The 26,714-nt window shown below is 70.6% G+C and carries 35 protein-coding genes, 6 tRNA genes, 3 pseudogenes and 1 riboswitch; of the genes and pseudogenes, 27 read left to right on the top strand and 17 right to left on the bottom strand.

The features are described from left to right. Window positions 1-6: 6 nt before the first annotated feature. The 5 genes from QRX50_RS23740 (at window position 7) to QRX50_RS23720 (ending at window position 3,773) form a co-directional block, all read left to right on the top strand. On the top strand, window positions 7-1,395 hold the full coding sequence (locus QRX50_RS23740; protein ID WP_285974099.1) for an alpha/beta hydrolase fold domain-containing protein: 1,389 nt from the start codon (window positions 7-9) through the stop codon (window positions 1,393-1,395). Window positions 1,396-1,399: 4 nt separating this feature from the next. Beyond that, the gene (locus QRX50_RS23735) at window positions 1,400-1,960 is read left to right on the top strand and encodes a TetR/AcrR family transcriptional regulator (protein ID WP_285974098.1); all 561 of its coding nucleotides are present in this window, start codon (window positions 1,400-1,402) and stop codon (window positions 1,958-1,960) included. 156 nt (window positions 1,961-2,116) lie between these two features. Further along, window positions 2,117-2,563: a DUF6069 family protein gene (locus QRX50_RS23730; protein WP_285974097.1), complete on the top strand. Its 447-nt coding sequence runs from the start codon at window positions 2,117-2,119 to the stop codon at window positions 2,561-2,563. 186 nt (window positions 2,564-2,749) lie between these two features. Next, window positions 2,750-3,157 carry an SHOCT domain-containing protein gene (locus tag QRX50_RS23725; RefSeq protein WP_285974096.1) on the top strand — a complete coding sequence of 136 codons (408 nt, stop codon included), beginning with the start codon at window positions 2,750-2,752 and terminating at the stop codon, window positions 3,155-3,157. 115 nt (window positions 3,158-3,272) lie between these two features. Beyond that, entirely contained in the window at window positions 3,273-3,773 is a 501-nt protein-coding gene (locus QRX50_RS23720) for a hypothetical protein (RefSeq protein WP_285974095.1), read from the top strand. Between the two features lie 33 nt (window positions 3,774-3,806). On the opposite strand, the gene QRX50_RS23715 is transcribed toward QRX50_RS23720, so the two are convergent. The 4 genes from QRX50_RS23715 to QRX50_RS23700 all read right to left on the bottom strand — a co-directional run bounded on the left by QRX50_RS23715 (window position 3,807) and on the right by QRX50_RS23700 (window position 6,258). Beyond that, window positions 3,807-4,424 (bottom strand): TetR/AcrR family transcriptional regulator, encoded by a 618-nt coding sequence (locus tag QRX50_RS23715; protein ID WP_285974094.1) that lies wholly within the window; start codon window positions 4,422-4,424, stop codon window positions 3,807-3,809. Window positions 4,425-4,502: 78 nt separating this feature from the next. After that, window positions 4,503-5,165, bottom strand: a complete 663-nt coding sequence (locus QRX50_RS23710) for a 3,4-dihydroxy-2-butanone-4-phosphate synthase (RefSeq protein WP_285974093.1) — start codon at window positions 5,163-5,165, stop codon at window positions 4,503-4,505. A 56-nt stretch (window positions 5,166-5,221) separates the two neighbouring features. Next, entirely contained in the window at window positions 5,222-5,743 is a 522-nt protein-coding gene (locus QRX50_RS23705; protein WP_285974092.1) for a flavin reductase family protein, read from the bottom strand. Beyond that, on the bottom strand, window positions 5,740-6,258 hold the full coding sequence (locus tag QRX50_RS23700; RefSeq protein WP_285974091.1) for an NADPH-dependent FMN reductase: 519 nt from the start codon (window positions 6,256-6,258) through the stop codon (window positions 5,740-5,742). Before QRX50_RS23700 ends, QRX50_RS23705 begins: the two co-directional genes overlap by 4 nt. Before the next feature lie 334 nt (window positions 6,259-6,592). On the opposite strand from QRX50_RS23700, the gene QRX50_RS23695 reads away from it, so the two are divergent. Beyond that, on the top strand, window positions 6,593-7,648 hold the full coding sequence (locus QRX50_RS23695) for an LLM class flavin-dependent oxidoreductase (protein ID WP_285974090.1): 1,056 nt from the start codon (window positions 6,593-6,595) through the stop codon (window positions 7,646-7,648). Between the two features lie 48 nt (window positions 7,649-7,696). Here the strand turns inward: QRX50_RS23695 and QRX50_RS23690 are convergent, their stop codons facing one another. The 3 genes from QRX50_RS23690 to QRX50_RS23680 form a co-directional block, all read right to left on the bottom strand. Further along, complete coding sequence (locus QRX50_RS23690) at window positions 7,697-8,530, bottom strand: helix-turn-helix transcriptional regulator (RefSeq protein WP_285974089.1); 834 nt, start codon at window positions 8,528-8,530, stop codon at window positions 7,697-7,699. A gap of 134 nt (window positions 8,531-8,664) precedes the next feature. After that, window positions 8,665-10,308: a thiamine pyrophosphate-binding protein gene (locus QRX50_RS23685; protein WP_285974540.1), complete on the bottom strand. Its 1,644-nt coding sequence runs from the start codon at window positions 10,306-10,308 to the stop codon at window positions 8,665-8,667. A 2-nt stretch (window positions 10,309-10,310) separates the two neighbouring features. After that, entirely contained in the window at window positions 10,311-11,111 is an 801-nt protein-coding gene (locus QRX50_RS23680; RefSeq protein WP_285974088.1) for a cyclase family protein, read from the bottom strand. A gap of 117 nt (window positions 11,112-11,228) precedes the next feature. Here QRX50_RS23680 and QRX50_RS23675 point away from each other — a divergent pair, with 117 nt between their 5' ends. From QRX50_RS23675 to QRX50_RS23585, 19 genes and pseudogenes are all read left to right on the top strand, one after another. Then, window positions 11,229-12,176 (top strand): LysR substrate-binding domain-containing protein, encoded by a 948-nt coding sequence (locus QRX50_RS23675; RefSeq protein WP_285974087.1) that lies wholly within the window; start codon window positions 11,229-11,231, stop codon window positions 12,174-12,176. 114 nt (window positions 12,177-12,290) lie between these two features. Beyond that, window positions 12,291-12,551 carry an imidazolonepropionase-like domain-containing protein gene (locus QRX50_RS23670; RefSeq protein WP_285974086.1) on the top strand — a complete coding sequence of 87 codons (261 nt, stop codon included), beginning with the start codon at window positions 12,291-12,293 and terminating at the stop codon, window positions 12,549-12,551. Then, the gene (locus QRX50_RS23665) at window positions 12,529-12,993 is read left to right on the top strand and encodes an amidohydrolase family protein (protein ID WP_285974085.1); all 465 of its coding nucleotides are present in this window, start codon (window positions 12,529-12,531) and stop codon (window positions 12,991-12,993) included. The genes QRX50_RS23670 and QRX50_RS23665 overlap by 23 nt, the downstream gene beginning before the upstream one ends. Continuing rightward, entirely contained in the window at window positions 12,987-13,133 is a 147-nt protein-coding gene (locus tag QRX50_RS23660) for a hypothetical protein (protein ID WP_285974084.1), read from the top strand. Before QRX50_RS23665 ends, QRX50_RS23660 begins: the two co-directional genes overlap by 7 nt. Before the next feature lie 108 nt (window positions 13,134-13,241). Further along, on the top strand, window positions 13,242-13,385 hold the full coding sequence (locus QRX50_RS23655; protein WP_285974083.1) for a hypothetical protein: 144 nt from the start codon (window positions 13,242-13,244) through the stop codon (window positions 13,383-13,385). A gap of 81 nt (window positions 13,386-13,466) precedes the next feature. Continuing rightward, window positions 13,467-13,539, top strand: a tRNA-Trp gene (locus QRX50_RS23650). An 85-nt stretch (window positions 13,540-13,624) separates the two neighbouring features. Beyond that, window positions 13,625-13,697, top strand: a tRNA-Gly gene (locus QRX50_RS23645). A 14-nt stretch (window positions 13,698-13,711) separates the two neighbouring features. Next, window positions 13,712-13,783, top strand: a tRNA-Thr gene (locus QRX50_RS23640). Window positions 13,784-13,817: 34 nt separating this feature from the next. Then, a tRNA-Lys gene (locus QRX50_RS23635) sits at window positions 13,818-13,889 on the top strand. A gap of 35 nt (window positions 13,890-13,924) precedes the next feature. Beyond that, window positions 13,925-13,998 (top strand) — tRNA-Lys (locus QRX50_RS23630). Window positions 13,999-14,002: 4 nt separating this feature from the next. Beyond that, window positions 14,003-14,075, top strand: a tRNA-Asn gene (locus QRX50_RS23625). Window positions 14,076-14,254: 179 nt separating this feature from the next. Then, a pseudogene (locus tag QRX50_RS23620) lies at window positions 14,255-14,542 on the top strand (AMP-binding protein); the annotation flags it as partial. Window positions 14,543-14,633: 91 nt separating this feature from the next. Continuing rightward, window positions 14,634-15,203: pseudogene (locus tag QRX50_RS23615) on the top strand (aldehyde dehydrogenase family protein); the annotation flags it as partial. Window positions 15,204-15,406: 203 nt separating this feature from the next. After that, window positions 15,407-16,252 (top strand): ABC transporter permease, encoded by an 846-nt coding sequence (locus QRX50_RS23610; RefSeq protein ID WP_285974082.1) that lies wholly within the window; start codon window positions 15,407-15,409, stop codon window positions 16,250-16,252. Between the two features lie 38 nt (window positions 16,253-16,290). Continuing rightward, window positions 16,291-17,271 carry an ABC transporter substrate-binding protein gene (locus QRX50_RS23605; RefSeq protein WP_285974081.1) on the top strand — a complete coding sequence of 327 codons (981 nt, stop codon included), beginning with the start codon at window positions 16,291-16,293 and terminating at the stop codon, window positions 17,269-17,271. A gap of 14 nt (window positions 17,272-17,285) precedes the next feature. After that, the gene (locus tag QRX50_RS23600; protein ID WP_285974080.1) at window positions 17,286-18,098 is read left to right on the top strand and encodes an ABC transporter ATP-binding protein; all 813 of its coding nucleotides are present in this window, start codon (window positions 17,286-17,288) and stop codon (window positions 18,096-18,098) included. After that, window positions 18,095-19,147, top strand: coding sequence for an amidohydrolase family protein (locus QRX50_RS23595; RefSeq protein ID WP_285974079.1), 1,053 nt, complete (start codon window positions 18,095-18,097; stop codon window positions 19,145-19,147). The genes QRX50_RS23600 and QRX50_RS23595 overlap by 4 nt, the downstream gene beginning before the upstream one ends. 145 nt (window positions 19,148-19,292) lie before the next feature. Then, entirely contained in the window at window positions 19,293-20,063 is a 771-nt protein-coding gene (locus QRX50_RS23590) for a GntR family transcriptional regulator (protein ID WP_285974078.1), read from the top strand. A 29-nt stretch (window positions 20,064-20,092) separates the two neighbouring features. Beyond that, window positions 20,093-20,206, top strand: a pseudogene (locus tag QRX50_RS23585) (carbonic anhydrase); the annotation flags it as partial. A gap of 26 nt (window positions 20,207-20,232) precedes the next feature. Here the strand turns inward: QRX50_RS23585 and QRX50_RS23580 are convergent. From QRX50_RS23580 to QRX50_RS23555, 6 genes are all read right to left on the bottom strand, one after another. Beyond that, window positions 20,233-20,424: a flavin reductase family protein gene (locus QRX50_RS23580; RefSeq protein WP_285974077.1), complete on the bottom strand. Its 192-nt coding sequence runs from the start codon at window positions 20,422-20,424 to the stop codon at window positions 20,233-20,235. A gap of 263 nt (window positions 20,425-20,687) precedes the next feature. Further along, window positions 20,688-21,344: a (2Fe-2S)-binding protein gene (locus QRX50_RS23575; protein WP_285974076.1), complete on the bottom strand. Its 657-nt coding sequence runs from the start codon at window positions 21,342-21,344 to the stop codon at window positions 20,688-20,690. After that, complete coding sequence (locus tag QRX50_RS23570) at window positions 21,341-22,186, bottom strand: CbtA family protein (protein WP_285974075.1); 846 nt, start codon at window positions 22,184-22,186, stop codon at window positions 21,341-21,343. Before QRX50_RS23570 ends, QRX50_RS23575 begins: the two co-directional genes overlap by 4 nt. Window positions 22,187-22,207: 21 nt before the next feature. Beyond that, entirely contained in the window at window positions 22,208-22,417 is a 210-nt protein-coding gene (locus tag QRX50_RS23565; RefSeq protein WP_285974074.1) for a CbtB domain-containing protein, read from the bottom strand. A gap of 33 nt (window positions 22,418-22,450) precedes the next feature. Further along, window positions 22,451-22,572: riboswitch (cobalamin riboswitch) on the bottom strand. A gap of 165 nt (window positions 22,573-22,737) precedes the next feature. Beyond that, the gene (locus QRX50_RS23560) at window positions 22,738-23,259 is read right to left on the bottom strand and encodes a hypothetical protein (protein ID WP_285974073.1); all 522 of its coding nucleotides are present in this window, start codon (window positions 23,257-23,259) and stop codon (window positions 22,738-22,740) included. A 206-nt stretch (window positions 23,260-23,465) separates the two neighbouring features. Then, the gene (locus QRX50_RS23555) at window positions 23,466-23,663 is read right to left on the bottom strand and encodes a hypothetical protein (RefSeq protein ID WP_285974072.1); all 198 of its coding nucleotides are present in this window, start codon (window positions 23,661-23,663) and stop codon (window positions 23,466-23,468) included. A 159-nt stretch (window positions 23,664-23,822) separates the two neighbouring features. Between QRX50_RS23555 and QRX50_RS23550 the strand changes: the two genes are divergently transcribed. Both QRX50_RS23550 and QRX50_RS23545 read left to right on the top strand, forming a co-directional pair. Further along, a complete protein-coding gene (locus QRX50_RS23550; RefSeq protein WP_285974071.1) occupies window positions 23,823-24,005 on the top strand; it encodes a nuclear transport factor 2 family protein in 183 nt (60 codons plus the stop codon). 9 nt (window positions 24,006-24,014) lie between these two features. Next, window positions 24,015-24,188, top strand: coding sequence for a Cif family virulence factor (locus tag QRX50_RS23545; protein ID WP_285974070.1), 174 nt, complete (start codon window positions 24,015-24,017; stop codon window positions 24,186-24,188). A 111-nt stretch (window positions 24,189-24,299) separates the two neighbouring features. Here the strand turns inward: QRX50_RS23545 and QRX50_RS23540 are convergent, their stop codons facing one another. The 4 genes from QRX50_RS23540 to QRX50_RS23525 all read right to left on the bottom strand — a co-directional run bounded on the left by QRX50_RS23540 (window position 24,300) and on the right by QRX50_RS23525 (window position 26,688). Then, window positions 24,300-24,998 carry an SDR family NAD(P)-dependent oxidoreductase gene (locus tag QRX50_RS23540; protein WP_285974069.1) on the bottom strand — a complete coding sequence of 233 codons (699 nt, stop codon included), beginning with the start codon at window positions 24,996-24,998 and terminating at the stop codon, window positions 24,300-24,302. Between the two features lie 164 nt (window positions 24,999-25,162). Beyond that, complete coding sequence (locus QRX50_RS23535) at window positions 25,163-25,681, bottom strand: DUF1269 domain-containing protein (RefSeq protein WP_285974068.1); 519 nt, start codon at window positions 25,679-25,681, stop codon at window positions 25,163-25,165. Window positions 25,682-25,760: 79 nt separating this feature from the next. After that, window positions 25,761-26,150 (bottom strand): hypothetical protein, encoded by a 390-nt coding sequence (locus QRX50_RS23530; RefSeq protein ID WP_285974067.1) that lies wholly within the window; start codon window positions 26,148-26,150, stop codon window positions 25,761-25,763. Beyond that, window positions 26,089-26,688, bottom strand: a complete 600-nt coding sequence (locus QRX50_RS23525) for a hypothetical protein (protein WP_285974066.1) — start codon at window positions 26,686-26,688, stop codon at window positions 26,089-26,091. Before QRX50_RS23525 ends, QRX50_RS23530 begins: the two co-directional genes overlap by 62 nt. Between the last annotated feature and the right edge of the window lie 26 nt (window positions 26,689-26,714).

The following is a 26,714-nucleotide window of genomic DNA, read 5'->3' as shown; positions in this document are numbered from 1 at the left end:
GATCCCATGACCGACCCGACCTTCGACCTCCGCCTGCAGGCCGTCGACCCCGCTCTCCTCGAGGCCCAGCGCGAGGTGAACGCCGTGCTCGCGAAGATGCCCCACCCGGACGTCCGGACCCCCGAAGGTCTCGCCGCCCTGCGAGCCGGTACCGCCCACAACCCCGGGGCGACGGACCTGAGCCCGACCGAACGCCACGTCGACGGACCCACCGGCCCCCTGCGGCTGCGCGTGTTCACGCCGCCCGAGCCGCGCGCGGTCCTCTACCGCATCCACGGCGGCGGCTGGGCCGGCGGAGCACCGGAGGACGACGATCTCGTCAACGACCGCCTCGCCCGCGCCACCGGCACGGTCGTGGTCAGCCCGGAGTACCGGCTGGCGCCCGAGGCCACCGTCGGAGAGCAGATCGAGCAGACCGTCGCCGTCGCCCGCTGGCTCGCCCGGCACGCGGTCGCGGAGTTCGGCACCGGCCGGCTGCTGATCGGCGGCATCTCCGCCGGCGCGCACCTCGCCGCCGCGACGCTGCTGGCCCTGCGTGACGCCGGCGACCCCGCGTTCGGCGCGTTCGCCGGCGCGTACCTCGACTGCGGCATCTACGACCTGGGCCTGTCCCCCAGCGCCGCCGCGGCCACCGAAAACAGCCTCGTGCTCACCCGGTCCTGGATCGACGGCCTGCCCGACCTCGCCCTCCCCGGCCACACGCCGGCGCAACGGCGCGACTCGCGGCTGTCCCCGGCGCTGGCCGACCTCACCGGCTTCCCGCCCGCCCTGCTGACCGTCGGCGACCTCGACCCGCTGCGCGACGACGCGATTCTGCTCGCCGCCCGCCTGCGGCTCGCCGGCCGCGACGCGCGGCTGGAGATCTGGCCCGAAGCCCCGCACGCGTTCACCAACATGGCCACCCCGCTCGGCGACGTCGCCCTCGACAGCGCCATCGCGTGGATCAACGACCTCCTCGACCCACCGCGCACCGCGCCCGGCCCCGCGGCAGTCGTGCACCGGTTCGTCGCCGAGGTCATCAACGGCGGCGACCTCGACGTCGTCGACGAGCTCTCGCACGACGACCTCGCCTGGCACGCCGGCAGCGGCGGCGACCTCCACGGCCTCGAGGCCTACCAGGCGGCCCTGCGCGCCGCGGTCGGCGGCGCCTTCAGCGGCATGCACCTGACCGTGCACGACACCCTCGTCGACGGCGACACGGTCGTGCTCCGGTTCACCAACAGCGGCACCCACACCGGGCCGTTCCTCGGGGTCGCCGCCACCGGCCGGCACGCCGCGTGGTCCGGCATCGGCATCTACACCGTGCGGGCGGGCAAGATCGCCGAGGCGTGGTTCGGCGAGGACATGCTCGGCCTGCTGCGGCAGCTCAGCACGAATGAACATTCATTAGGATGACGGCATGGCACGGACCCGGGACCCCGAGAGCAAGCGGCGGCAGCTGCTGGACGGCGCGCTCGCCGAGTTCGCCGAGTACGGCATCGGCGGCGCCCGCGTCGAGCGCATCGCCGCCCGCGCCGAGGTCAGCGCCGGGCTCGTGTATTCCTTCTACGACGGCAAAGAAGGGCTGTACGAAGCGGTCTACGACGCGATCGTCGAGCAGGTCGTCTCCGGGATCCCCCTCGACGCGGACGACCTGCCCGAATACGCGGGACAGCTCTACGACGCGGGCCTGCGGCACCCGGACGTGATGCGCTTCGTCACCTGGTACCAGCTCGAGCGCGGCAGCGTCCGGCCCGTCGTCGCGAAGTCCATGGCCGACAAGACCGCGGCGGTCGAGGACGCGCAGCGCCGCGGCACCGTGACCGGTCAGCGGACAGCCGGCGAGCTGCTCGCCCTGGTGCTGACCATCGCGAACATGTGGCAGAACCAGGGCGAAGACGTCCGCGGCCTCGTCCCGGAACCCGAACGTCGCCGGGTCGTCACCGACACCGTCCGGCAGCTGGTGGACCCGGCTCGCTGAGGGCGATCCATCCACTGTGGACGTGCTTGCGCGGTCGGGCACCATCGTCACGGCACGCGAGCATCGCCTCACCCGAATCGGAGGAGCACAGCGGCCCCCGGATGTGTTTCGGTGACGGCGATCGCCCGGGGGCGGGCGCGAGACCGCGGAGCGCCCATGACCGGAGACACGAAGCCCCGGGTCGTCGCGGGGAAGCTGTGGGCCGGTGGCGGCGCGACGGCGCTGGTCGCGGCTCTGGCCGCCATCGTGGTGGTGCTCATCGCGCGCGGCCTGTTCGACGTGCCCGTGCTGGCCCCGGAAGGCGAGGGTGCGTGGGGCGGGGTCGGCACGGTGGCCTACGCCGTGGGCGCCGCCCTCGTCGCCCTCGCGGCCACCGGACTGCTCCACCTGCTCTTGATCAGCACGCCACGCGCGAAGTCGTTTTTCGTCTCGATCATGTTGCTCGTCACGGCGATCGCCGTCGTCATCCCCCTGGGCCTCGACGCGGACCGCGGTGCCCGGTTCGCGACGGCCGCCGGGAACCTCCTCATCGGTCTCGTGATCACGAGCACGCTGTCCGGCGTCGCCGGTGCGGCGGTTCGCGCCGGCCGGCCGGTGCGGTGAGCTCCGTCCCGCGGCGCCGGGGAACCGATCCCGGCGCCGGAATTCACCTCCGCCGGGTGATGCCGCGCAGGGCGGTCGCTGGGAACGCTGCCACCGGGGGACACGGCCGGGAGCCACTCACCCCTGGCTTTCGGTCCGTTGTGGACGGATCTCCCGGTCGTGCGGGTGTCGAGCATCGGAGGCGTGATGGCACTGGCTCAATCGGACTACCCGTTCCTGGACGTGATCTGGACCATGCTGGTGTTCTTCGGCTGGGTGGTCTGGTTCTGGATGCTCATCGTGATCTTCGGCGACCTCTTCCACCGCTCGGACGTCTCCGGCTGGGGCAAAGCCGGCTGGACCGTGCTGGTCCTGGTGCTGCCCTTCATCGGTGTGCTGATCTACCTCATCGCGCAGGGCAAGCACATGGGCGAACGCCGTCAATCCGAGGCGGCGAGCAACCAGAAGCAGTTCGACGACTACGTCCGCTCGGTCTCCGGCGACGGCGACAAGGGCGCCGCCGGCCAGATCGCCGAGGCGAAGAAGCTCCTCGACACCGGCGCCATCAACGCGGAGGAGTACGAGTCCCTGAAGGCCAAGGCACTCGCTCGGTGAGCGCGGGCCGGCCAGGCCCCGCCGGCAGGCCGAGACCGGCGGGGCCGCCCCTCCCCTTGGCGGCGACCGGATGACCGGCTAGGACGGGTTCCGCCAGGAGCAGACGGAGGTGAGCGTGGTCGAGCAGGTGGGCGACCGAAGGGCCGGACGGCGCCGCGCGGCCGGCATCTACGGGGTGATCGTCACCGCCGCCATCCTGACCGCCGTGGGCGGACAGCTCTCCACCCTGTCACTGGCGATCGCGGTCGTGGCCACGCTGCTGATCTACTGGACGGCGGAGGAATACGCGGAACTGCTGGGCGAGGAAGTCGAGGACGGCAGACTGCCGAGCCGGGCGCGGATCGCCGCGGAGCTGCGGGCCACGTGGCCCATGGTGACGGCCTCGTTCGGCCCGATCGCCGCGCTGCTGCTGGCCCGGCTCGCCGGCGCCTCTCCCGCCGCCGCGGCGAACACCGGGCTGGCGGTGGCCGTGGTGGTCCTGACCTACCACGCGTGGTCGGCGGCGCGGGTGGCCCGGCTGCGTGGCGCGGCGCTGATCGGGACGACCTGCGCGGCGGGGCTGCTCGGCGTCGTCATGATCCTGTTGAAGAACCTGGTTCTGGTTCACCTGCATTGACGTCCGGCTCCGGAGACCGTCCTTTGCGGACGATCAGTCGGTGACGCCGGCCGCGTCCAGCAGGGTTCGCGCGGTGGCGACGGCCAGGCCGCGCAGGTCGTCGGCGCCGACGCCGGCGCGGCTGCTGGCCCCGTCGTAGAGGACGGCGAGCTGGCGGGTGAGGAAGCCCGGGTCGGTGGCGTGACCGCGTTCGGCTTCGGCGCGGAAGAAGCCTTCGAGGTGCTCGGTTTTGAGGCGGGCGGCCGCGATGCTCGCGGGGTGGTCGGGATCTTTCAGCTCGAGCTGCGTCACGAGGTAGGCGCAACCCCGGTAGTCGGGTGACGTCGCGAAGGCTTCCAGCTGCTCGAAGACGTGCAGCAGCCGCGCGCGCGGGCTGGAGCTGAAATCGGGCGGGGGCAACAGGAAGGCCGCGTCGTCGCCGATCCGGCGTTGTAGCGCGGCTTCGAGCAGGGCGTCCTTGCTGTCGAACAGCTCGTACATCGACTTCTTGGAGATCCCCGCCCGCCGGCACAGCGCGTTCGCGCCGACGGCGACCCCGTCGCGGTAGAAGAGCTCGATCGCGGCACGCAGGAGCCGCTCGCGCTGGGACTCCCGGACGGCGTTGTCCGAAGATCCGGCCTTCGCGTCGGGTGCGGCGGTCTCGGTGCTCATGACGTCCAGGCTACCTCGCAACGCTTGACGCGAGAAACCGTCCGGTTTACCTTGACCTGCCGGCGGTGCACGGCGAAGTCACCCCGGGTGCCCGCACCGGGGGCACGCGGGCTGAGCCGCCGATCTGGGCGCCAGCACGTCGGCGGCCGACACGACGAGCAGGCCGTGCTCGGCGGCGAACGAACCCAGTTCCTCCGGACCGGCCAGGTCGCCCGCCTCGCGTTGCGACACGATGCCGCTGAGCACCGCGGCTTCGCCCTTGCCCGCGAGCCGTACCAGGTCCAGGGCGGCCTCGCCGCGGCCGGCGCGGTGCGGGGTGCTTGCGCGGGCCGTCCGGATGGGCACGACGTGGCCGGGCCGGGTGAAGTCGGCCGGAGTCGCGGCGGGACTTGCCAGCAGCCGGATCGTGCGGGCCCGGTCGGTCGCGGAGATGCCGGTCGTCCCGCCGGCGAGGGCGTCGACCGTGACGGCGAAGGCTTCCCCTCCGCACGCCGGCGCCCCGGGGTACATCAGCGGGAGCCCGAGGCGGTCGCAGTCCTCGTCCGGCAGGGCGACGCAGACGAACCCGTCGGTGTAGCGCACGGCCTCGGACACCAGGTGCGGTGTGGCGTCCTGCGCGGCGAACACGAGGTCGCCGTGGGTGCCGGCCACCACCACCGGCCGCCCGTGGGCGATCGCGGCGGCGGCCCGCGCGACGCTCACCGTGTCGAACTGGTGGTCTGGTGAAAGCTGCTGTGTCATCGTCGTCTTCCTTCGTAGGTCCGGCTGGACCGCAGGCCCAGCCGGACCCGGGTCGCTCAGCCGACGGCGGGCACCGAGGCGATGCGGTGGAAACCACCGCGGTAGAACAGCAGCGGCTCGGCGCCGTCCTGCGCGTCCGGCGAGCTCATCTCCAGCACGCGGCCGACGACGAGGTGGTGGTCACCCGCGTCGTGCTCGGCGTCGATCTCGCAGTCGAGCCACACGAGGCTCTCGGCGAGGACGGGGTTCCCGGCCGCGGTTTCGGTGTGCGCGACCCCGCTCCACCGGTCGACGCCCTTGCGGGCGAACGCGGAGGCGACCTCCCGGTGGTCGTGGCCCAGCACGGACACGGCGAACCGGCCGATATCCCGGATCAGCGGATAGGTGCTCGAAGTCCGGGCGACACAGATCAGGATCAGCGGCGGGTCCAGCGAGACGCTGTGGAACGACTGGCACGTGAACCCGATCCGCTGCCCGTCGTCCGCGGTCGCGCCGACCACCACGACACCGGAGGCGTAGCACCCCACTGCTTCGCGGTACGGGCGGGAGTCAGCGACGCTCGTCAACGGTCGCGTCACGGGATCCGCACCCCCTCGGCCAGGCGGGCGAGCTGCCCGATCGTGCGGGCGTAGCGCGCGGCCGCCTCGTCGGCGAGTGTGTCCAGCGAGTCCATCGAGGAGGTCTCGAAGTACCACCCGGCTCCCGGAACCACGGCGCCGAGCTCGGTCAGCAGCGGGGCGAGGTGGCTGTCGACACCCATCGCGTGGGCGGGGCTGCCCCCGGTCATCACGGGGATCGCCGTCACCCCGGCCAGCCCGCCCGCCGCGTAGCGGTCCAGGAAGGCCTTGACCAGCCCGGTGTAGGTGGCCTTGTAGGTCGGGCTCGCGATCACCACGAGATCGCTGCCGGCGACGCGCTCGTTCAGCGCCGACATCACCTCCGACGGCCAGGCGAAGATCTCGGCGGAGTGGTCGGACAGATCGATGACCTGCCGGTCCGCGTCGTCCTTCACCAGCCGGTCGAGCAAGGCCTCGGCGACCTGCCTCGTCCGCGAAGCGGGCTTCGGATTTCCAACAACAATGGTGGTTTTCATAGCTGCTCCGTTCGGCCCCGGAAGGCCTCGGGCTTCGTCACGGCAACGCCGACGCTGACGAACTTCCTGCAGCTGGTACGAGATCTTGTGGCCCGTACAGCCCCGTGACAGCTCTTGCCACGAGCCGCGTCTTGGCGCGGAGTGACGATCACATTAGCGCGGAGTGAGAAGCCGTCACAATAACACCCAGGGGTTATGGCCAGGCCGGCGTGCGCACGCAGAAAATGTCGACCAAGTCTTCTCTACGAGAAATGTGGTCACCGTGGACGACACTATGGTCAAGCCGAATCCCATTCGAGACTCGGCCAACAAGCTCAAGCTGAGCATTTTCGGCGTGAACGCCAAAGGTGCCTCTTTCACCCACCACCCCGACCGGTTCTCCGGCGATTGGGACGAGATCAGCCGGCTGGCGAAGCGGGCCGACGAGCTGGGCATCGAAGGCTTCGTCTCGGCGTCGCGCTGGCGCGCCTTCGGTGGCGACAACCATTACTCGGGCGACGTGATGGAAACCTTCGCCTGGGCCGGCGCGATCGCCGCGATCACCGAACGGATCAGCATCATCAGCACGTTCCCGATGGCGCTGATCAACCCGGCGTTCGTCGCCAAGGCCGAGGCGACGGTCGACCTGATCTCCGGCGGCCGCGCGGGGATGAACCTGGTCTGCGGCTGGTTCCCGCCGGAGTTCGAGTTGTTCGGCGTCGAGATGCAGGAACACAACGACCGCTACGGGTACGCCGACAAGTGGATGGAGGCGTTCGACAAGCTCTGGTCCTCCGACGAGGGCTTCGACCTGAAGAACGAGTACTTCGACCTCAAGAACGCCATGTCGCAGCCGCGTCCGCTGCAGTCGCGCCCGGTCCTGCTCAACGCCGGTGGCTCGCCGCGCGGGCGCCAGTTCGCCGCGGAGCACGCCGAGGTGGCCTTCACCATTCCCGACGATCCCGATCCCCAAGCCGTGAAGGCACGCGTCGCGGAATACCGCGAAGAGGCGCGCAAGAAGTTCGGCAAGGAAATCCAGATCTGGCTTTCCGCATACGTCGTGCAAAAGGACACCACCGCCGCAGCCGAGGCCTACGCCCACGACTACATCGTGACGCGAGGCGACGACGTCGGGGTCGCGGACCTGATCGAGGCGAACATCCCCAACGCCAAGACGATGCCACCGGAGAAAATGGCGGAAATGTCGTACGAGTTCAAGGCCGGCTACGGCGCCTACCCCCTGGTGGGTTCGGCGAGTGACATCGCGCAGCGCATGCAGGAACTCTCCGACGCCGGCGTCGACGGCCTGATGCTGATCTGGCTGGACTACGAGAACGGGCTGGAGAAGCTCGCCGGCGAGGTGCTGCCCCGGCTCGAGGAAGCCGGCCTGCGCGCGCCCGCCACCGCTTGAGCGGCTGCCGGGATCGCTTGCCGCACAAGCGATCCCGGCGGCTTCGGGTCAGGACGCCACGAGGTTGTTCTCCTGCAGGTACCGCAGGGCTTCGAGCCGCGAGCGCACGCCGAGCTTGTGGAAACTGTGCTTCATGTGCTGTTTGACGGTGTTGAGCGCGATCCCGAGCTCGGCGGCGATCTCCGCGTTGCTCAGCCCGCTCGTGGCCAGCGCGAGCACCTCGCGCTCCCGCTCGGTCAGTCCCCCGTCGGCTCCCGCGGACGGCGCGGTGCCGGCTTGGGGTGTCCTCGAAGGTTCGGACAGGTCGATCGTGTCGATGTCGAGGTTCGCCGGGACGGGTCCCTCGAGCGGCGCGCCGGGTGCGCGCCGCTCGTAGGCCGCGGCGTTGGCCAGGCCGATCGCCAGGAACTTCGACAGCCGGTGGGCCATCTCCTGCTCCCGGGTGGTGAACGCCGGCCGGCCGGTCCGGCGGGCGAAGGTCGCGGTGCCGACGGGGCGGCCCTCGGCGACGAGCAACGCGTAGAGGCAGTGCTCGAACCCGTAGTCGGCCAGGAGCTGTCCCACCGGTGAGCGCAGGTGGTCGGTACGGCGGCCGTGCAGCACCGCGTCGTGGACCGGGAACTGCGACGTGGTCGAGCGCTTGAAATACGGATTCGCCGGCCCGGAGATGGGCGCGAACTCGATGAGCATCTTCACCGGCGCGCCCGTCAAGGACGCCACCTGGCCCCGGCAGCGGCGGTCGAGCTGGTGGATCGCGCCCGAATCGCAGCGCAGGACGCGGACCAGCTCCGGCAGGGTCCGCTGCTGCACGGTGGCCGCCCGCAGTGAGCCACAGGCGAGCTCGCCGAACCGGGCCACCTCCTGCCAGTCGAGACCGGTCATCGCGTGCTCCCTCTCGCAGGCCGGCGGCTGGTCCTCGGTGCCGCCGCCCCGTTTCGAGATGGTACGTACTCGGTACAAGCGGCGACCCGTTTGCGACCACGATCGTGTCAGCAAAACAAGGGCCGCCGCTGCGCTCAGTGACCGAAGGCCTCGTGCAGCCACCAGGCCCCGCCATCGGAGGTGATCTTGGCGTCGAGGACCAGCGGCCGCCGGGGCGCCGACGACAGCCAGTCCTTGACGGCGGCGAGGTCGTCGGCCGAGCGCACGGTCAGGCCCTCGCAGCCGTGGCCCCGGGCCAGCGCGGCCAGGTCGGCGTCGGGGAAGGTGACGTTGTCCAGCCCCGCGGTCCCGGCCCCGAAGTGGTGCACTTCCGCGCCGTACATCGCGTCGTTGTAGACGACGACCAGCAGCGGAAGCCCCAGGCGCACAGCCGTTTCCAGCTCCGAGAGCCCCATCAGGAACCCGCCGTCGCCCAGCGCCGCGACGGGGACGCGGCCAGGCTGCGCCAGCGCTGTGCCGATCGCGCTCGCCAGCCCCAGCCCGACCGACTGGAACGCCTGGGTGAAGCAGAACCCGTACTCGTCCGGCACGTCGAGGTACATGCTCGGATAGCCGAGGAAGTTGCCGGAGTCGACCGACACGGTCCGCTCGGCCGGCAGCAGCTCGTCGAGCCTCGCCGACAGCGCGCGCGGGTCGATGCGGTCTTCGGTGGAGGCGTCGTCGAACGGGAGCTGGTTCCAGCGCAGGCCCGTGCGGAGGCGGGGGCCGAGCTCCGGCTGCCGGTAGCCCGTCCGCGGCTTCGCGCCACCGGAGCGGAGCAGGGCCGTCGCCGCGCGGGCGGTTTCCGCGACCCCGCCCCACAGCCCGAGGTCGACGCCGCGGTGCCGGCCGATCGCCGCCGGGTCCAGGTCGACCTGGACCACGCGGGCGTCGGCCCCGAGGAGCGCGCCGTGGCGGGTCGTCCACATGTTCAGCGCACACCCGAATGCCACGACCAGGTCGGCCTGGGAAATCAGCTCGACCGTCAGCGGGGAGGCGAAGCCGCCCGAGACGTCGATGCTCCACGGGTCGTCGTGGAACAGCCCGCGGCTCACCGCCGACGTGGCCAGCAGCGCACCCGCCTGGTTCCCCAGCTCCCGGATCGCCTCGCCCGCACCGGGCGTACGGCCACCGCGGCCGACGATGAACACCGGCCGGGACGCCTCGCTCAGCAGCCGGGCGAACTCCGCCAACGGCTCGGGCGCCGGCTGCGGCGCGGCGATCGCGGCCGGGACCGCCCCGTGCTGTTGCTCCGGCAGCTCCAGCTCCTGGACGTCGATCGGGACGTTGAGCACCACGGTCCGCCGCTGCTGCGCGCAGATGGCCAGCGCCCGGGCCACGTCCCGCAGGGCCGTCCGTGGCGAGTCCACCCGCAGCGGTACGGCGCCGACACCGGTGGCGAGGCCGGGCTGGTCGATGAAGAAGTTGGACGCCGGGTCGTCGGCCTCGGCGGTCAGCACCAGCAGCGGGGTCCGGCTCTTGGCCGCCTCGGTGATCCCGGTGAGCGCGTTGGTGTAGCCGCAGCCCTGGTGCAGCGACAGCACCGCGACCTCACCCGACATGCGCGCGTAGGCGTCGGCCATCGTCGCCGCGCCGCCTTCGTGGCGTGCGGCCACGAACCGCGCTCCCCCGGCCACCAGGGCCTGGGTGAAGTGGAAGTTGCCGCTGCCGACCACGCCGAACGCGGCGCGCACGCCGTGCTCGGTCAGGCACCGGCCGATGGCCTCGTGCACCAGCATGGTCACTTCGCTCCGTTCTCGACGAGGGCCAGCACGCGCGCCGGGCTCCCGGAGCCGCCGACGATCCGCTGCGGCGCCACGATCAGCAACGCGCCCGTCGGCGGCAGCAGGTGCAGGTTCTGCAGCTGGGTGATGCCGTACTTGCCCGCGCCGAGCAGGTACGAGTGCACGGGGAACTCGGGATCGAAGCGGAACGCCTGCCCAGCGTCGGTGCCGACGGTCTCGACGCCGAACCCGAAGATCGGGGTCTCCTGCGCCAGCCAGCGCGCGCAGTCGGGATCGACGCCCGGGGTGTGCGGCCCGTCGCCGCCGGCGTTGAGGAACAGCTCCTGGTCGTGCGAGCGCGCGGCCCAGCCGGTGCGGAACAGCAGCCAGCCCCGCGGCAGGGCGCCGTGTTCGCGCTGCCATTCCCCGACGTCGTCGCGGCGCAGCACGTAGTCCAGGTCGGCGGCGGCCACGCGCGTCTTGTCGATCACGACGGCCGGCGCGACCAGGCGGGACGGCGGCACGGACGCGACGTCCTCCAGATCGGCACCGGTGACCCAGTGCCGCGGCGCGTCGAAGTGGGTGCCGACGTGCTCGCCGGTGTGGATGCCGTTCTGGTACGACGTGCGGCCGCGCTCGTCGTACTTCGCCAGCTCCTCCAGGCGGAACCGGGGAATCGGCGCCATGTCCGAGGGCAGGTCGAGCACGGGGGTGTCGGACGAGAGCGGTGCCGTGAGCTCGATGATCGACGCGTCACCGCGAGCGAGGGCGCCGACCAGCGCGGAAACGGATCCGGTGGTCTCAGGCGAGGAAGACATGAATTCATCGTGTGCGCGCGGGCCCCGGCGCACCAATGCCTATCCCGGCCCGGTTATGCCCGCATGGTTATACCGGAGCCGATCTGCTATACCTCGCCGAGCGAAAGGGTGAGGTCAGTGGACCAGCAACGTTTCCTCGACGGCCGCCTCAAGATGCGGCACCTGGTGCTGGTGATCGCGATCGCCGAGAACGGCTCGCTTCTGGGTGCGGCCAAGGATCTGCACGTGACGCAGCCGGCAGTCACCCGGGCGCTGCGCGAGACGGAGTCGATCGTCGGGGTGGAGCTGTTCGTGCGCGGGCCTCGCGGGGTGCGGCCCACCGCGTTCGGCGAGATCCTGCTCGACCACGCGCGGGCTGTGGTGAGCACCATGACCTCCGCGCAGGACCGCATCGACGGGCTGCTGCGCGACGGCGCGGAACCCGTGCGCGTCGGCACGAACCTCGCCGGCGCGTACGTGCTGCTCCCCTCTGCACTCGTCCGGCTCAAAGCCGAGCACCCGACCCTGACGGCGACCGTGGTGGAGGGGCTCGGAGCCGATCTCGACGTCCGGCTCGCGCACGGCGAGGTCGACTTCCTCGTCGGCCGCCCGCCCGCCGGCGCCGCGAGCCGGTTTCACCACGCGCCGCTGTACGAGGAACCCGTGGGCCTCGTCGCGCGCCGCGACCACCCGGCCATCGAGTCCGGGCTCCGGTCCCTGGCGCAGCTGCAGAAGTTCCCCTGGATCCTGCCGGGCCGGCCCACCGCGCTGCGCGACGAGCTCGACGAGCTGTTCGCCCGCCACGAAGTTCCCTTGCCCCGCAACGTCATCGAGTGCTCGACGATCCTGACCATGCGCTCGATCCTGCTGCACACCGACGCGATCACGCCGCTGCCCCTGCTCATCGGCGCCGACGACGACGCCCTCGGCTACCTGCCGATCCGGCTGGAGACCGTACCGCGCGCCATCGGCGTCACCACTCTCGCCGGCCGCGCACCGTCGAAAAGCGCCCAGCTCCTGATCGGCCACCTCGTCACCGAGGCGCAGCGGATCTCTGCGGAGATCGCCCGGCTCGACTTCGGATAACACCCAGGGATCATGGCCGCGGCGCGGCGAACCGGTGATCCTCACCCGAAGGCCCGACGGGGAGGACGGCTCAGCGCAAGCGAACGAAACGGCACGTTCTCTGACGGCGACGCGTTGACCGACGCGAAGACCGGCGCACCGCCCGCCGACCTCGTGGTCGCCGCCGGCGCGATCGCCACGATGGGCGCGCGGCGGCAGATCCTGCTCGACGGCGCCGTCGCGATCCGCGGCACCCGGATCGTCGCCGTCGGCAAACGCGACACCATCCTCGCGCGCTACCGCCCGGACACGCTGATCGACGCTACGAGCGGTTCGGCGTGCTGGAGCTGGCGCCGGTCCTCGCGCATGTCGGGTGGCTGCCGAAGGACGACGTGAAGCGGCTCGGGCGTCGCCGGCGTTCGTCGCCCACTGCCCGTCGACCAGTCTGCTGGGCGGGCAGGGCTGGATGGCCCACGGCGTGATCCCGGACCTGGCCGCGGCCGGCACCGAGCTGGTGCTCGGTACCGACGCGGCTGCGATCAGCCGGTTCCTCGACCTGGTACGGGTGATGTACCTGGCGGCCGTGTGCCACAAGGACGCGCGCCGCGACCACTCGCTCATGCCGGTCACCTCGGTGTTCGAGATGGCGACGGTGAACGCCGCCAAGGCCTTGCGCGCGGCGGACCGGCTGGGGTCGGCCGAGGCCGGCAAACCGCGGACCTCGCGCTGTTCTCCTTGTGCGGCCTGGCTTACCGGCCGTTCCGGTTCGGCAACCCGGTCGCCGACCTCGCCGACCTCGTCGACGCGGGCAGCGGCGCCGACGCGACGACCGTGGTGATCGACGGTGTCGTCGTCATGCGCGACCGGGTCCTCACGACCGTCGACGTCGCCGAAGTGGCCCGGGCGGTCGACGAGGCCGCCGGTCCCGCTCTCGACAAGCTGGGCGGGCACCACGCGCCGGAGTGGCCCGTCGGCTGACGGCATTCGCGCCGGGCATATCGAGGCCGCCGTCGGTGGAAAACACGGTTGACGGCCACAGGCTCGCCGAAGATGATGAATCCACACCGGCAAACGAAGGAGCAGGTCATGACGAACACGCGAGAGCGAGGGACGCAGCGCCGGAATCCGGCCGCCGCGATCGTCGCCGTGCGCTCGTCCGGCCGGAAACCCTTCGGCCGGAACACCTTTGGCTGGACAGTCAACGGTATGACCGTCGGCTCCCCACCGTGATGTGACACTTTCGTCAGGTCGAGGGAGCCGCCCATCGGGAAACCGATCCGGGCGGCTTTCTCTGTTTCGCACGGTCGATTTACCGGTGAGCTTCCGGAGAGAGCGCGGCGGTCTCCAAAACCGTTCGCCGAAGGTTCGACTCCTTCCACCGGTGCTTCACGCCTGGCGTGCCAATGGCGTGTTCTTTGAAACTTTCACAACGGAGCAACACTTTTCACGCCGCGGGTTCGCGGCGTCGCGCGGTCGTGGTGAACTCGGCGGACACGTCGGTCTTCCAAACCGAAGCAGAGGGTTCGATGCCCTCCGGCCGCTCGCAGCAGTAGTTCGCCTCTTCAGCTCACCAGGCAGAGCACCCGTCTCGTAAACGGAAGGACCGGGTTCGAGTCCCGGAAGAGGCTCGTGACACCGGAGGGCGCGCCCTCCGGCCGCACCGGATCGCTGGCTCAACGGCAGAGCAGCCGACTCTTACTCGGCGGGTTCGGGGTTCGACTCCCCGGCGATCCACTCCGTGCCACCGGTCCGAGCGACCCACGGCACGGGGGCCGCTAGCTCAACCGCGCAGAGCAGCCGACTTTTACTCGGCGGGTTCAGGGTTCGACTCCCTGGCGGCCCACCCTTCCCCTGAGGCGCAACAGGCTGCGCACCCGACTGTTACTCGGGAGGTACCAGGTTCGAGTCCTGGCGGGGGAGCTCGTCGTGCCCCGCGTCCCCGTCGGGGATTTGCCGCTTTGTCGACGTTCGGCGGCTGTCGGCGCCGGGACCCTTTCCCGGGCATAACGTTCTACAAAACCTCGACGATCGACGGAACATGCATAGAATCTGCCGAGGCAGGCGGCTCCGACCACGTCCACCCCCCTAAGGCTGGCGCGATGCCGACTGACTCCGTCACACCCCCCACGTTCAACGCGGTCGACTACCTCGTCGCCCGGCACCTCCGCGACGGCCACGGCGCTCGCACCGCCGTGGCCACGCCGTCGCGCACCTTGACCTACGCCGAGCTCGACGGCGAGGTGCGGCGGGTCGCGTCCGCACTGCGCGCGCTCGGCGTGCGCCCGGAAAAACGCGTGCTGACGTGCATGGTCGACGAGCTGGAGCTGTTCACCACGATCCTCGCGAGCATGTACCTCGGCGCCGTCGCCGTGCCCGCCTCGACCATGCTCACGGCGGCGGAGCTGCGCAAACTCGTCGTCGACTCGCGGGCCGGGGTCGTGCTCGGGTCGGCGAAGTACGCCGCCGCGGTCCGGGGAGCGGTCGACGGAGGTGACGGTCGGCAACCCAGCGGACCCCTCGGTGACCATGGGTCCGCTGGCCGGCCTCGCACAGCGCACCGAGGTCCTCGAACGGGTCGCCGCCCTGACCACCACCGCGAAACTCGTGTTCGGCGATCCCGCCCACGTCGACCTCGTCGACGCCGACCCGGTTCGCGGTGCGTTCGTCTCCCCGCTGCTGCTGCGGTGCGACGACACGACCGCGTCGGCTCCGCACGAGGTCGAAGCCTTCGGTCCGGTCAGCACGCTCATGCCCTACGACGGAGCCGAGGAGGCGGTCACGCTCGCCGCGCGCGGGGCCGGCAGCCTCGTGGGCTCGATCGTCAGCCACGATCCCGCGTTCGCCCGCGAGGTCGTCGTGGGCGCCGCCCCTTGGCACGGCCGGCTGCTGGTCCTGAACCGGATGACCGCCGACGAGTCCACCGGACACGGTTCTCCCTTGCCCCACACCGTTCACGGCGGCCCGGGCCGCGCCGGGGGCGGCGAAGAACTGGGCGGAGTGCGCAGCGTGCTTCACCACCTGCAGCGCACGGCCGTCCAGGGCCATCCGGACCGGCTGGCCACGTTCGACGCCTGAAGTCCGGAAGCGCCGTGGCGCCCGGCCACACCACTGAACATCCACAGTGGACAACCACCCTGGCCAGCACAAAACCGAACAAAAGCAAGCCCTGGTCCCACCCCCTGAGAACCCTTGTGCCCGCCCGGACCGGCTCCTATGGTCCGTCAGACGTCTGACGTCTGAGGAGGCAACGGATGGTGGCGAACCGTGTCGACGGCTCGGCCGGACGAACCGAGCGTGACGGACCGGTGGACTCCCAGGACGACCGCGACCGGCGGGCGGACCGGCGCCACCGGTGGGTGGTCCGCGGCGGGCAGTGGGGCGTCGGCGTGCTGATCGTCGTGCTGTGGCAGCTGGCCGGGCAGGTGTTCGGGGCGTTCACGGTGAGCAGCCCGTGGCTGATCGTCCAGCGGATCGTCGAGCTGGTCGGCGGGGGCACGCTGTGGCCGGACCTGGGGACCACACTGGCGGAAACCTTCGCCGGGCTGGCGATCGGCATGGTGATCGGCGTGGCGCTGGGTGTGCTGATCGCGCCGTCGAAAACCGTCGGACGCTGGTTCTACCCGTACATCATGGCGCTCTACAGCCTGCCGCGCGTGGCGCTCGCGCCGTTGTTCATCGTGTGGTTCGGGATCGGCCTGGAGTCGAAGATCTTCATGGTCGTGACCATGGTCGTGTTCGTCGCCTTCTACAACACCTACCAGGGCATGCGCGGCATCGAGCCCGACCTGCTGGAGATGACGCGCAGCTTCCGCGCGCCGTGGACGGCCCGGCTGCGGTGGGCCATCCTCCCCTCGATCGCGCCCTGGATCCTGACCAGTCTTCGGCTGTCGATCGCGCTGGCGCTGATCGGCGCGGTGATCGCCGAGCTCGTCGGCGCGAGCCAGGGGCTGGGCTACTACATGGGTTACGCCGCCAACGTGCTCGACACCACCGGAGTCTTCGCGGGCCTGGTGATCATCACGGTGATCGCCATGCTCGCCGAACAGCTCGTCGCGCTCGTCGAGCGACGGGTCCTGCGTCACCGCGCCACCCGCTGAGGTCCCCTCCGATCACCGCACAGATGAGGACACCACCGATGACCATCCTCTCCCGCGTCACGGCCACCGTGGCCGCGCTCGCCCTGGCCGCGACCGCCACCGCGTGCGGCAGCTCGTCGGCCGGCAGCGGCGGCGACGCCAAGACGATCCGGGTCGAGCTGTTCTGCAGCGGCCTGGCCCCCATCGCCGCCGAGCTCGCGCAGAACAGCGGGATCGCGGCGCAGAAGGGCATCACCATCAAGCCCATGTGCGTCACCAGCGGTTCCACCGCCACCAACGCGCTCATCGGCGGCAGCGCCGACGTGTTCATGGGCGACATCGGGCACGTCGTGCTGGCGCAGAAGAAGGGCGTGAAGATGCGCGCCTACGCCGTGGCCAACGACCGCTTCTCCTACCTCATGGTCGCCCGCAACGACATCGCCTCGGTCAAGGACCTCGCCGGCAAGAAGGTGGCCGTGACCGCGCCGGGCACGCTGTCGGACACGGAAATGCAGAAGGCGGCGCTGGACGCGGGGCTGAACCCGAAGAAGGACCTGACCGTCGTCAGCGGCGGGGCGGGCGCGACGATGCAGGCCGAGCTCAACGGCGGCCAGGTCGTGGCCGGGATGACGAGCCAGCCCGATACGCTGCAGCTGCTGCGGACCGGGAAGTTCAAGGTCCTGTGGCAGGAGCCGGACTACCACTACGTCGACATCGTCGCGATGGCCGACCAGGACTGGGTTTCCGGGCACCAGGACCTCATGAAGACCTTCCTCGCCGCGATGGACGAGGCGTCCGCCCAGGCCAAGGCCAACCCGGACCAGGCGACGACGTGGATGAAGAAGCAGGGCTACAAGATCAGCGACGCCGACCTCAAGACGATCGTCGCCGAGGCCGTCAAGAGCGTGCCCGACGGCCTCAAGGCGCAGGACGCGGTGGTGAAATCCTCGACGGACCTGCTGGTGCGTACCGGTTTCCTCACCGCGCCGGTTCCGTCCACTCAGGACATCTTCGACTACAGCCTGCTGCCCGCGAAGTAGCCGGGAGGACCACGATGACCGAAACGTTGACGTCCTCACCCGAGTCCGTCGCGGCCACGCCGAAGCTCAGCCTGCGCGGGGTCGGGCTCGGCTACCGCACCCCGAAGGGCCGGTTCGTCGCGCTCGACGACGTGACCCTCGACCTCGCGCCCGGCGAGTTCGTGGCGCTCGTCGGGCCCAGCGGGTGCGGGAAGTCCACGCTGCTCAAGCTGATCGCGGGCCTGCTGCCCACGACCACCGGCGAGATCCGGCTCGACGGCGCACCGGTGCCCGAAGGCGTGCCGGAAGGCGTGGGCCTGGTTTTCCAGTCCGACGCGTTGTTTCCGTGGCGCACCGTCGCGGACAACATCCGCTTTCCGTTGGCCTTGAAGGGAGTCTCGGCCGAAGAGCAACGCGCCGAGGTGCGCCGGCTGGTCGAGCTGGTCGGGCTCACGTCGTTCGAGCAGAGCTACCCCAACCAGCTCTCCGGCGGCATGCGCAAGCGCGTCGGCATCGCCCGCGCACTGGCGTACGACCCGGACGTCTACCTGATGGACGAACCGTTCGGGCCGCTGGACGCGCAGATGCGGATCCGCCTCGGCGGCGAGTTCCTCTCCATCTGGGAGAACCTCGGCAAGAGCGTGGTCTTCGTGACCCACGACGTCGAGGAGGCCGTGGCGATGGCCGACCGCGTGCTCGTGATGAGCCGCGGTCCCGGCACGATCAAGGAGGAGTTCCGCATCTCCCTGGACCGGCCGCGGCACTTCCAGGAAGTCCGGTTCGAACCCGAGTTCCAGCGCCTGCAGCGGGCGATCTGGCGAAGCCTGGCCGAGGAGTTCGACGAGTGATCATCGACTGCCACAACCACGTGCTGGCCACCGCCCTGCCGCCGGGCCACGACCGGTTCGTGCGCGAGATGCGCGCGCCCGGGCACCGCCGGGCGGGCCGGCTGCCCGCGTACCGGCCGGCCACGGACGAGGACTGGGCCGGGCTGGAAGGTGACCTGGACCCGATCGACCCGGGTACGCTCGTCGACGACCACGTGAGCGCGGGTGTGGACCGTGCGACCGTGCTGGCCGTCGCGCCCTCGACTTACACCACATACGGCGAACGCGGGACCATCGACCTCGGCCGGGTGACCGATGTGGACGGTCCGCTGGAAGTGGCCAAGAGCAACGACTACATCGCCTCGCTCACCCGGCAGCATCCCGAGCTGATCGGCATGAGCGCCGTGAACCCGAAGTTCCGCGGCGTCGAGTGGGCTCGCGACGAGCTGACCCGCGCCGTCGGCGAACTGGGCCTGCAGGGACTGAAGCTCTATCCCATGTACGACCACTACGCGCCCGCCGACCGCGACCTCGCCTTCCCGATCTACGAGCGCGCGGTCGAGCTCGGCATCGGCGTGATGGTCCACATGGGCACGTCCTCGGCCAAGGACACCGTGCTCGACTACGGCCGGCCCGGCGCGCTCGACGAGGTCGCCCGGCACTTCCCCGACCTGCCGCTGCTGGTGTGCCACGCCGGGTTCCCGTGGGTCGACGAGTGCCTCGCGATGGTGGCCCGCCACGACAACACCTACCTCGACATCAGCATGTTCGCCACGAAGTCCACGCAACGCCAGCTCTACGACTTCCTCCTGCGCGCCCAGCAGCTGGGCTGCCCGCTGTCGCGGATCTGCTGGGGCACCGACTATCCCGGCGGCGGCAAACCGGCCGTCCTGCTGCCAAAGCTCGCGCTCGTCAACGACGTCGCGGACCCCGGCGCGCCGATCTCGCGCCTGGACGTGGCGAACATGGTGGGCGGGAACTGGGCGCGCTTCGCCGGGCTGACCGACTGGAGCGAGCAGGAGACGCTGGAGCAACTTGAGGAGTGGGAACCTCGGTGGCGCGACTCGTGACCGCTCGTGATCACCCATCTGCCTGGCCCAGGGTGGGTTCAGCAGGCGGCGCGAGGTCATTACGCTCGGAGGGTGCCGATCGACTGTGCGTGTCGGCAGCGTTGCCGTACGACGGGCCGTGAGGCCGCCCCGGGGAGGACAACCGATGGTCATGCGTGAGCCGGAGCTGACACCCCTCTCGATCCAGACGGTCGCCGCGGACTCCTACCGGCAGGCCAAGGAGCGGATGCGCGAGGCCATCGCGCGCTACGCCGCCGAGGGCCGCTACCGCCTGCCGTCGGAGGAAGAGTTGAGCACCGCACTCGGCGTCAGCCGCGCGACGCTGCGCTCGGTCCTGCAGTCGCTGCAGAAGGAAGGCCGCATCCGGCGCCTGCACGGCAGCGGCACCTTCATCAACCGCCACACGATCGGCATCGCCGCCAACCTCGCCGAGGCCAGCCCCTTCGTCGACCTGCTCACCCAGGCCGGCTACCGCCCCGCCGTCCGCACGCTCGACCAGCGCCTCATCGCCCTCGACGACGAGCTCGCCACCTCGCTGGAACTCCCTGCCGGCGAGCGCGCGCTGCGCATCGAACGCGTCTTCGACGCCGACGGCAAACCCGCGGTCCACAGCGTCGACCACGTCCCCGCCACCCTGCTTGGCGAACACCCCGAAGACAGCGACCCGCGCCGCTCCACCTTCGAGTTCGTCGAAACCGACACCGGCACGCCCGTCTGCTACTCCGTCGCCGAGATCCGCCCCGTCCTCCCGCCCACCGCGATCGCCACGGCGCTGGGCCTCCCCCGCACGCGCCCCGTCCTGCGCCTGCGCCACACCCACATCCGCGCCGACGAGCTCCCGGTGGCGGTCACGGTGGTGCACGTCAATGACGACTACCTGCGGTTCTCGGTGATCAGGACGTATCTCGACCAGTAGGCGGGCCCTACACCGGCGGCGTGATCACCGAGGTGCGCCAGTCCCTCGCGCGAATCAAGAACAGCCCGTTCATCCCGCGAAAGGACTCCGTGCGCGGCTTCGTGTTCGACGTGGGCAGCGGCAAGCTCACCGAGGTCGGCTGACCGGCCGGGCCGGTCGGGTCGACGCGTCACACCGCCTGCCGGAAACAACTGCGGTGGAACACCAGCGGCGCGCCGTCCCCGGCGTGGGCCACCGAGTGCAGCCGCAGCAGGACCAGCGTGTGGTCGCCGGCCGCCACCGCGCGGTCGATGGTCGTGTCGAACCAGAGGAAGCTCACGACCTCGGCGGCGACGGAGCGGTGCTGCCGGTCGTTGAGCACGCGAATGCGGTGGTGCCGGCCGCGCAGTTGAGGGCGAGTGAGATGGCGCCGCCGGCGATCCCGGCGAAGGCCGTGAACAACACCTGCTGCGGCAGGTGCGGCGCTCCGGACATGAACGAATCGACGACACCGGCAACAGCGGCGACCACCGCGAGGCCGCACCAAAGCGCGATCACCCGCGCTGCGGGCCGCCATCGTCGGTCCGTGCGGTGGGTTGACCCGTTCATGAGCGGACCTGCGACCCGAATGCACTTCGGCCGGAGTCAGGCCAGCACGCAGTCGCCGCATTTCGGGCCGTCGTGGCGCGGCGCGGCGCGGTAGATGAGGCAGCAGCTGCGGCGGCGGAAGCGGCCGTCCTCGCGGGTGGCGGTGTCGGCGAGGGCGGGCAGGGCTTCCAGGCTGTCGCGGAACCGGTTGATCTCGTCCGTCCACTCCGGACGTTCTTGGCGGAGCATCGTGACCGCGCCGTTGAGGGCGGAGGCGACGTTGCCGCGGCGGATGGTCTCCGAGAGCGAGAACTGCGCGAGCGCGGTGTCCAGGCGGCTCAACGGTCCACGCAGGACTCGACGGTCGAAGAGCGCGACCGGGTCGTCGTCGACGGGCTGGGTTTCGGGCAGCGACAACGGAACGGCGCCGCCGATCGTCGGCTGCCACCACGCGTCGGAGAAGTCGGGGACCACGCCGTCGCCCACGGCGAGCGCGAGGGCGGGCGACAGGAGGCGAGCCGCGATGCCCAGGTGCGTCACGGACGCGGCGACCCGCAGCTCCACCTCGCCACCGCCGGCGGCGAGCACGGCTCGGACCTGCGCCACGCGTTCGCGCAGCACCGGTCCGTCGTCGAGGACTTCGGCCAGCGGACGCCACGACGCCGCCGGCTGGTCACCGGCGGCGTGCGTGTCGAAAGCGAAGAACGGGTTCACGCCGCGGCGGCGACCTTCTCCTTGCGTCCGCCGGAGAGCACGCGCTCGGCCAGCGGGCAGAACACGAGCGCGATCGTCGCCCACAGGATGGCCTGCGCGATCACCGAGTAGAAGCGGAACTCGAAGAGCGTGTCGGCCGGGAAGCCGGGATACACGATGGCGCCCGCCGGGTTTTTCAGTGGCAGCGGCGTCTCGGTCGGCTGCACGCCGTATTCGGCGACATTGGCCGACAGGTGACCCAGCGACGGCAGCAGGGCCATCAGGACCCCCGACACCACGATGAACGCGGCGGCCGCGATCAGCGTCGCGTTCCAGGTGCCGAGCTTCGACGCAATGCGGCGGCCCAGCAGCACGGCGCCGGCCAGGAAGATGATCGAGCCCGCGACCATCGCCAGGTACAGGCCGCTGCGCGCGCCGATCGTCTCCGGGTGCCCGATCGCCGGCGGGTTGGCCGGGTACTTCAGGAACGGCACCAGATACAGGCTCAGGAAACCCGCACCCGCGACCAGGATCGCCAGCACGCGGGCCCGCACCTGCCCGACGCGGCCCAGGCAGACCGTGTACACGACCGCGAACAGCAGGCCCATCGCGACGCCGAAGAGGATCATGCCGACGCCGATGCCGACGTTCGCCTGAACGGCGCGGCTGAACACCTCCGCACCTTCGTGGTCCATCTGCATGCCCGCGGCCTCGTTCAGCGCCTCCTGGGCGGCGTCCCGGCCGGACTCGTAGTCGATGGCGGCCTGGATCTGCGACTCCGCGAAAATGCGCGCGAAGACGAACGCGAGCAGGCCACCCAGCGCGCCGGCAAGGAGGCCGCGCAGGATCAGCTTCTGTTCCATGTTCGGTTGTCCGTTCGTGCGTCAGTGGCAGGGGAAGCCGAGGAAATGACGCGCGTCGTGCACGAACTCGTGAACGTGGGTGTCGCTGCCGAACACCGAGGTGGCGCCCTGGTCGATGCCGATGAAGTAGTACAGCAGCAGCGCTGCCGCCACGCTCAGGCCGAGCCACAGCACGGCCTTCGACACGGGCAGGACGACGGGGGTGGAGCGATCGGCCGGAATGGTGGCCATGTCTGGTTCTCCTTCGGGATGACGCGTCCCTTGCGGGTGGAACAGGTGACGGCTCCTCGACCTGACTCGCCCATCAGCTGCACAACGGGCTCACAGTGGCGCGACCGTGCCGGAATCTCACCGGCTTCTCAGAAGCCGTCACGCGCGCAGAACGCTACGGGGGTGGCCTCGGACCCGTCAATCACCCAACACCGCGACGAAGTGTATTTCGTGCCACTTTGTCCGCTTCCAGTAGCGCCTTCACCCGCACGTGCCCGACATCACCACCCCGAAGGAGCAACGTCGCGGCAGACCGCACCACGCTGTCACGGAAACCCACCTCACCCTCCCGCGAGCCACGACTCGAGGCGACGACGCAGCGTGAAGAACAGCACCAGCGCGGCCACGACGATCGCCCCGCCCAGCCACGCCAGGCCGGTACCCCACAGCCCCGTGTAGTGGTACGACCGGGCCGAGTCGGGCACGGCGGCCGCGATCTCGTCGACCCGGCTCTGGTTCCGCTGCTGTTCGGCCTCGGCCAACCCGTCCGCGGCGAGCCGCTGGACCAGCGCGCCGATCTCCGTCTGCTGCGCGGAGGTGAAGCCGGGAAAGTCCAGCGAGCCACCGAACGAGAGCGGCAACGACGTGCAGGCCATCGCCTCGCCGGTGTCGATGCTCAGGTGCACGTCGAGGTACTCGTCGCAGCTGTCACCCTCGTGGGCGAACTCGATGCGGTAGGCGTCGTCGACGTCGCTGCACTGGGCGCGGTGATCAGGAAACCGAAGCCGGGCAGCAACGCCGCCGCCAGCAGGATCCGCGGGGCGACGCGCGCGAAGGTCCGCCGCAGCGGCACGCGGCTCCACATGGCGCCCAGTCTCCGGGCAGCCGGGCGGAACCGGTCCCCGGCGATCATCCCGCTCGCCGCGGACGACGCGCGTTCCCGACCGCATCAGGGGTCGGCTCGAGCTCGGGCGCACCCCGCACCCCGCACCCGCCCCGGCCGAACCGGTCGCTGGTCCGACCACCGACCGGAAGCCGCCGGACCGACCGCGCGTCTCGACGGCGCCGGTCACGCAGCCAGCTCCCCGCGCGCGCCGAGGAGCGCCAGGCAGCTGGCCCACAGCCGCTGGCTGTCGTTGTCGAGCTTGACGAACCTGATCTGCCCCTCCAGCTGCGCGACGATCGACCGCGCGGCCTCCCGGGTGTCGTCGACGTGCGCGGCACCGCGTTCTCGCGCTTCGACGACGACCGCCCGGACCAGATCCACCTGTGTCTCGAAGATCTCCTGCGGCCGCGGGCGAATCGCTTCGGTCTGGTTGCTCAGCTCCGAGCGCCTCTTTGGACTCGAAGAAGTAGTAGAAGCTGCCTTTCACCACACCCGAGCTGGACAACCGGTCTACTACTGAGCGAATCTGCCGAGGTCAATATGGACTACCAAGCGGTCATCACCCGGGTTCTCGACGGCTGGAAGGACGACGTCGACTCGCACCGGCCCGACCGGGTCGCGACCTGCTTCACCGAAGACGCCCTCTTCCAGGGTGCGCACCCCGGCTACTCCCTCGGCCGGAAAGCATCGAGAAGTATTACGACGAACGGCCCGTCGGATTGACGGTTCGTTATGAGATCAGGGAAATCCGGCCCTCGCCAGGGCGTGCTTTCCGCCTGCGTCGACCCGGTGTTCACCCGCCCCGACGGCACCGAACTCCGGTTTCACCTGACCGTGATCCTGCTGCGGCAAGCCGGGGGCGACTGGTTGATCAGCCACTACCACGTGTCCAAGATCGTGGCATGACCTTCGCTCGTGAGAGCCGTCCCTTGTGGACGTTTCGAAGTGGACACCCCCAGGGCCGCGGACAGTGATCGTCCGCGGCCCTGGGGTATCGCGTGGGTCAGTGGCCGGCGCTCAGGCCGCCGTTGACGTTGAGGATCTCGCCGGTGACGAACGTGGCGTTTTCCAGGTAAGCACGCCTTCGACGATGTCGCTGACCTCGGCCATGCGGCCCAGCGGGTGCAGGCCGGCGCGCTCGGCGTAGGTCTCGGGCGGGTTCAGCGCGGTCTTGTGGATCCCCGGAGCGACCGCGTTGACGCGGATCCCGCGCCCGGCGTACTCCACGGCCAGTGACTTCGTCGCCGCCTGCAGACCGCCCTTGGTCAGCATCGACACCGACGCGGGCACCATCAACACCGGGTGGTCCACGAAACTGGTCGTGATCTGCACGATGTGCCCACCGCCCTGTACGAGCATGTGCGGCAGCACGTTGCTCGTGATGTTGAACCAGCCCGCCAGGTTCACCGACACCAGCCACTGGAAGTCCTCGGCCGTGAACTCGGTGAACGGCTTCGCCGCGAACACTCCGGCGTTGTTGATCAGCGTGTCGATCCGGCCGCAGCGCTCGATCGCCGCGGCGACCACCCGCTCCGACGGCGCCGGGTCGGTGAGGTCACCCGGCACCACGCCGGCGTCACCGGACTCCTCGACCGAGCGCACCGTGGCGACCACCCCGTAACCCAGCTTGCGGTACCCCTCCACGATCCCCGCACCGAACCCCTGCGACGCGCCGGTGACCACGGCCACCTTCGGCCCGCTGTTGCCGCCCATCATTTTCGTCCTCAGGTAGTAGACCGGTTGTCCACAACCAGGACTACGCCCCCACAGGCTCGGCCAGAAGACAAAACCACCCACCAGCAAGGCGGAAGCTCCCACGGCGGAAGCAGCGGGCCGGCGACCCGGATCCAGTCCGGGTGGCCGGCCCGTGTGGACGGTCGTTACTCCTTGCCCTTCACCGCGGAGGCCGCCGCCGTCACCTGCTCGGCGCTCTCGCTGTCGACCATCTCCTTCGTGACCTTCGCCGCGTGCAGCAGGGCCTCGTCGACCTCGACGACCCAGCGTTCCTCGAACAGTGCGACGATGCCCGAGCTGTCCGGCGGCAGCGTGTCCTCCACCTCGGCCTTGATCGCCTTCTTCTCCGCGTGCGACAGCAGCCCGCCGATCCCTCCGCCGAGGCCGACGCCCACCAGCGCGCCGGCCAGAAGCGTCGGCGGGAAGATCAGGCCGACGACCGCACCGCCGACGGCGCCCCACGTGGCGCCCTTGCGCGTGGTGTGGAAGTCGTCGTCGACGTGGATCTTGCCGTCGGCGCGGCGGCTGACGAGGATCAGGCCCTTGACCTTGATCACGTCCTCGTGCGCGAGCTGCTTGATCGCGGACCAGTCACCGCGGGCGGTGTCGGGGTCCGAGTAGGCGGCGATGTACAGGTCGACGGGCGCGTCCTTGTGCGAGGCCATGACCGGTCTCCTCCCGAGCTTCTCGGGCGCGAGCATGCCGTCACCCAGCGGGCCGGCACCTCACCCGCACCGGGTGGGGTCACGACGGCGCCGGCGAAACCGGTTCCGCCGCGCGTTCTTCGGCGGCGTAGGCCTCGGCTTCGGCGTTCGCGCGGTAGTCGGCGGTCTCGCGTTGCAGCCGCCGGCGCACCGCGGGCTGCTGCGCCAGCGCGATCGCGAACACGGTCAGCAGCACCCACATCACGACGCAGCTCAGCACGATCGCGATCAGTGGCAGCACGACCGCGCCCAGCCGCTCCGTCAGCGCCCGCGCGGCGAGTACGCGCCAGATCAGCATGAAGTTGACGAGGTAGCCGACGGCGGACGCGACGCCGAACGCGATCAGGAACTGCTTGAGCGTGCCCGTTTTACGCCGCTTCAGCAGGGGTTCGTCGCGGTTCGGCAGCGCGATCGAGAGCACGTTGCCCACGCCGAGCCACAGCAGGATGAAACACACCACCAGCGTGCACGCCCGCGCGAACGCCCCGAACTCCCCGGCGCGCCAGGCCAGCAGGGCGCTGAGCGCGAACCCGATCGGGGTTGGCGCCGCGCAGCGGCACGTGCCCGTCGACGGTCACCGCGTCCGGCTCGTCCTCCCCCGCCCGGATGCGCGCCAGCCGCGCCTCCAGCACGGCCCGCGCCGCGTCCGTCAACGCCATCCGCGCGATCGCGACGGCAGCCACTCCGTCGCGCTCGGCCTGCGCCGCGTCTTCGTGTGTCACGGCCTCCGTGTGGTCCGCCGGCGGGTCGGCGTCGACGTGGTTCTGCCACAGCCGCGCCCATTCCGGCGACAGCCGGGCGGGATCGATGTCGCGGCGCACCTCCTGCCGCTGCTCCGCCGAGGCCGCGCGCGCCTTGCCGATGAGGCGGCGCACGTCGTCCTCGTCCTTCCACTTCGCGGCCATCGCGTTCTTCTCGGCCGCCGCCGGGCGCTGGACCAGCTCCACGAGATCGTCGACCGATGCCATACCCCAATCGTAGAAGCGGCGAACGG

Origin of the sequence: Amycolatopsis sp. 2-15 (assembly GCF_030285625.1) — a bacterium.
Classification (GTDB): Bacteria; Actinomycetota; Actinomycetes; order Mycobacteriales; family Pseudonocardiaceae; genus Amycolatopsis; species Amycolatopsis carbonis.
This window is presented reverse-complemented; position numbering and strand designations above follow the sequence as displayed.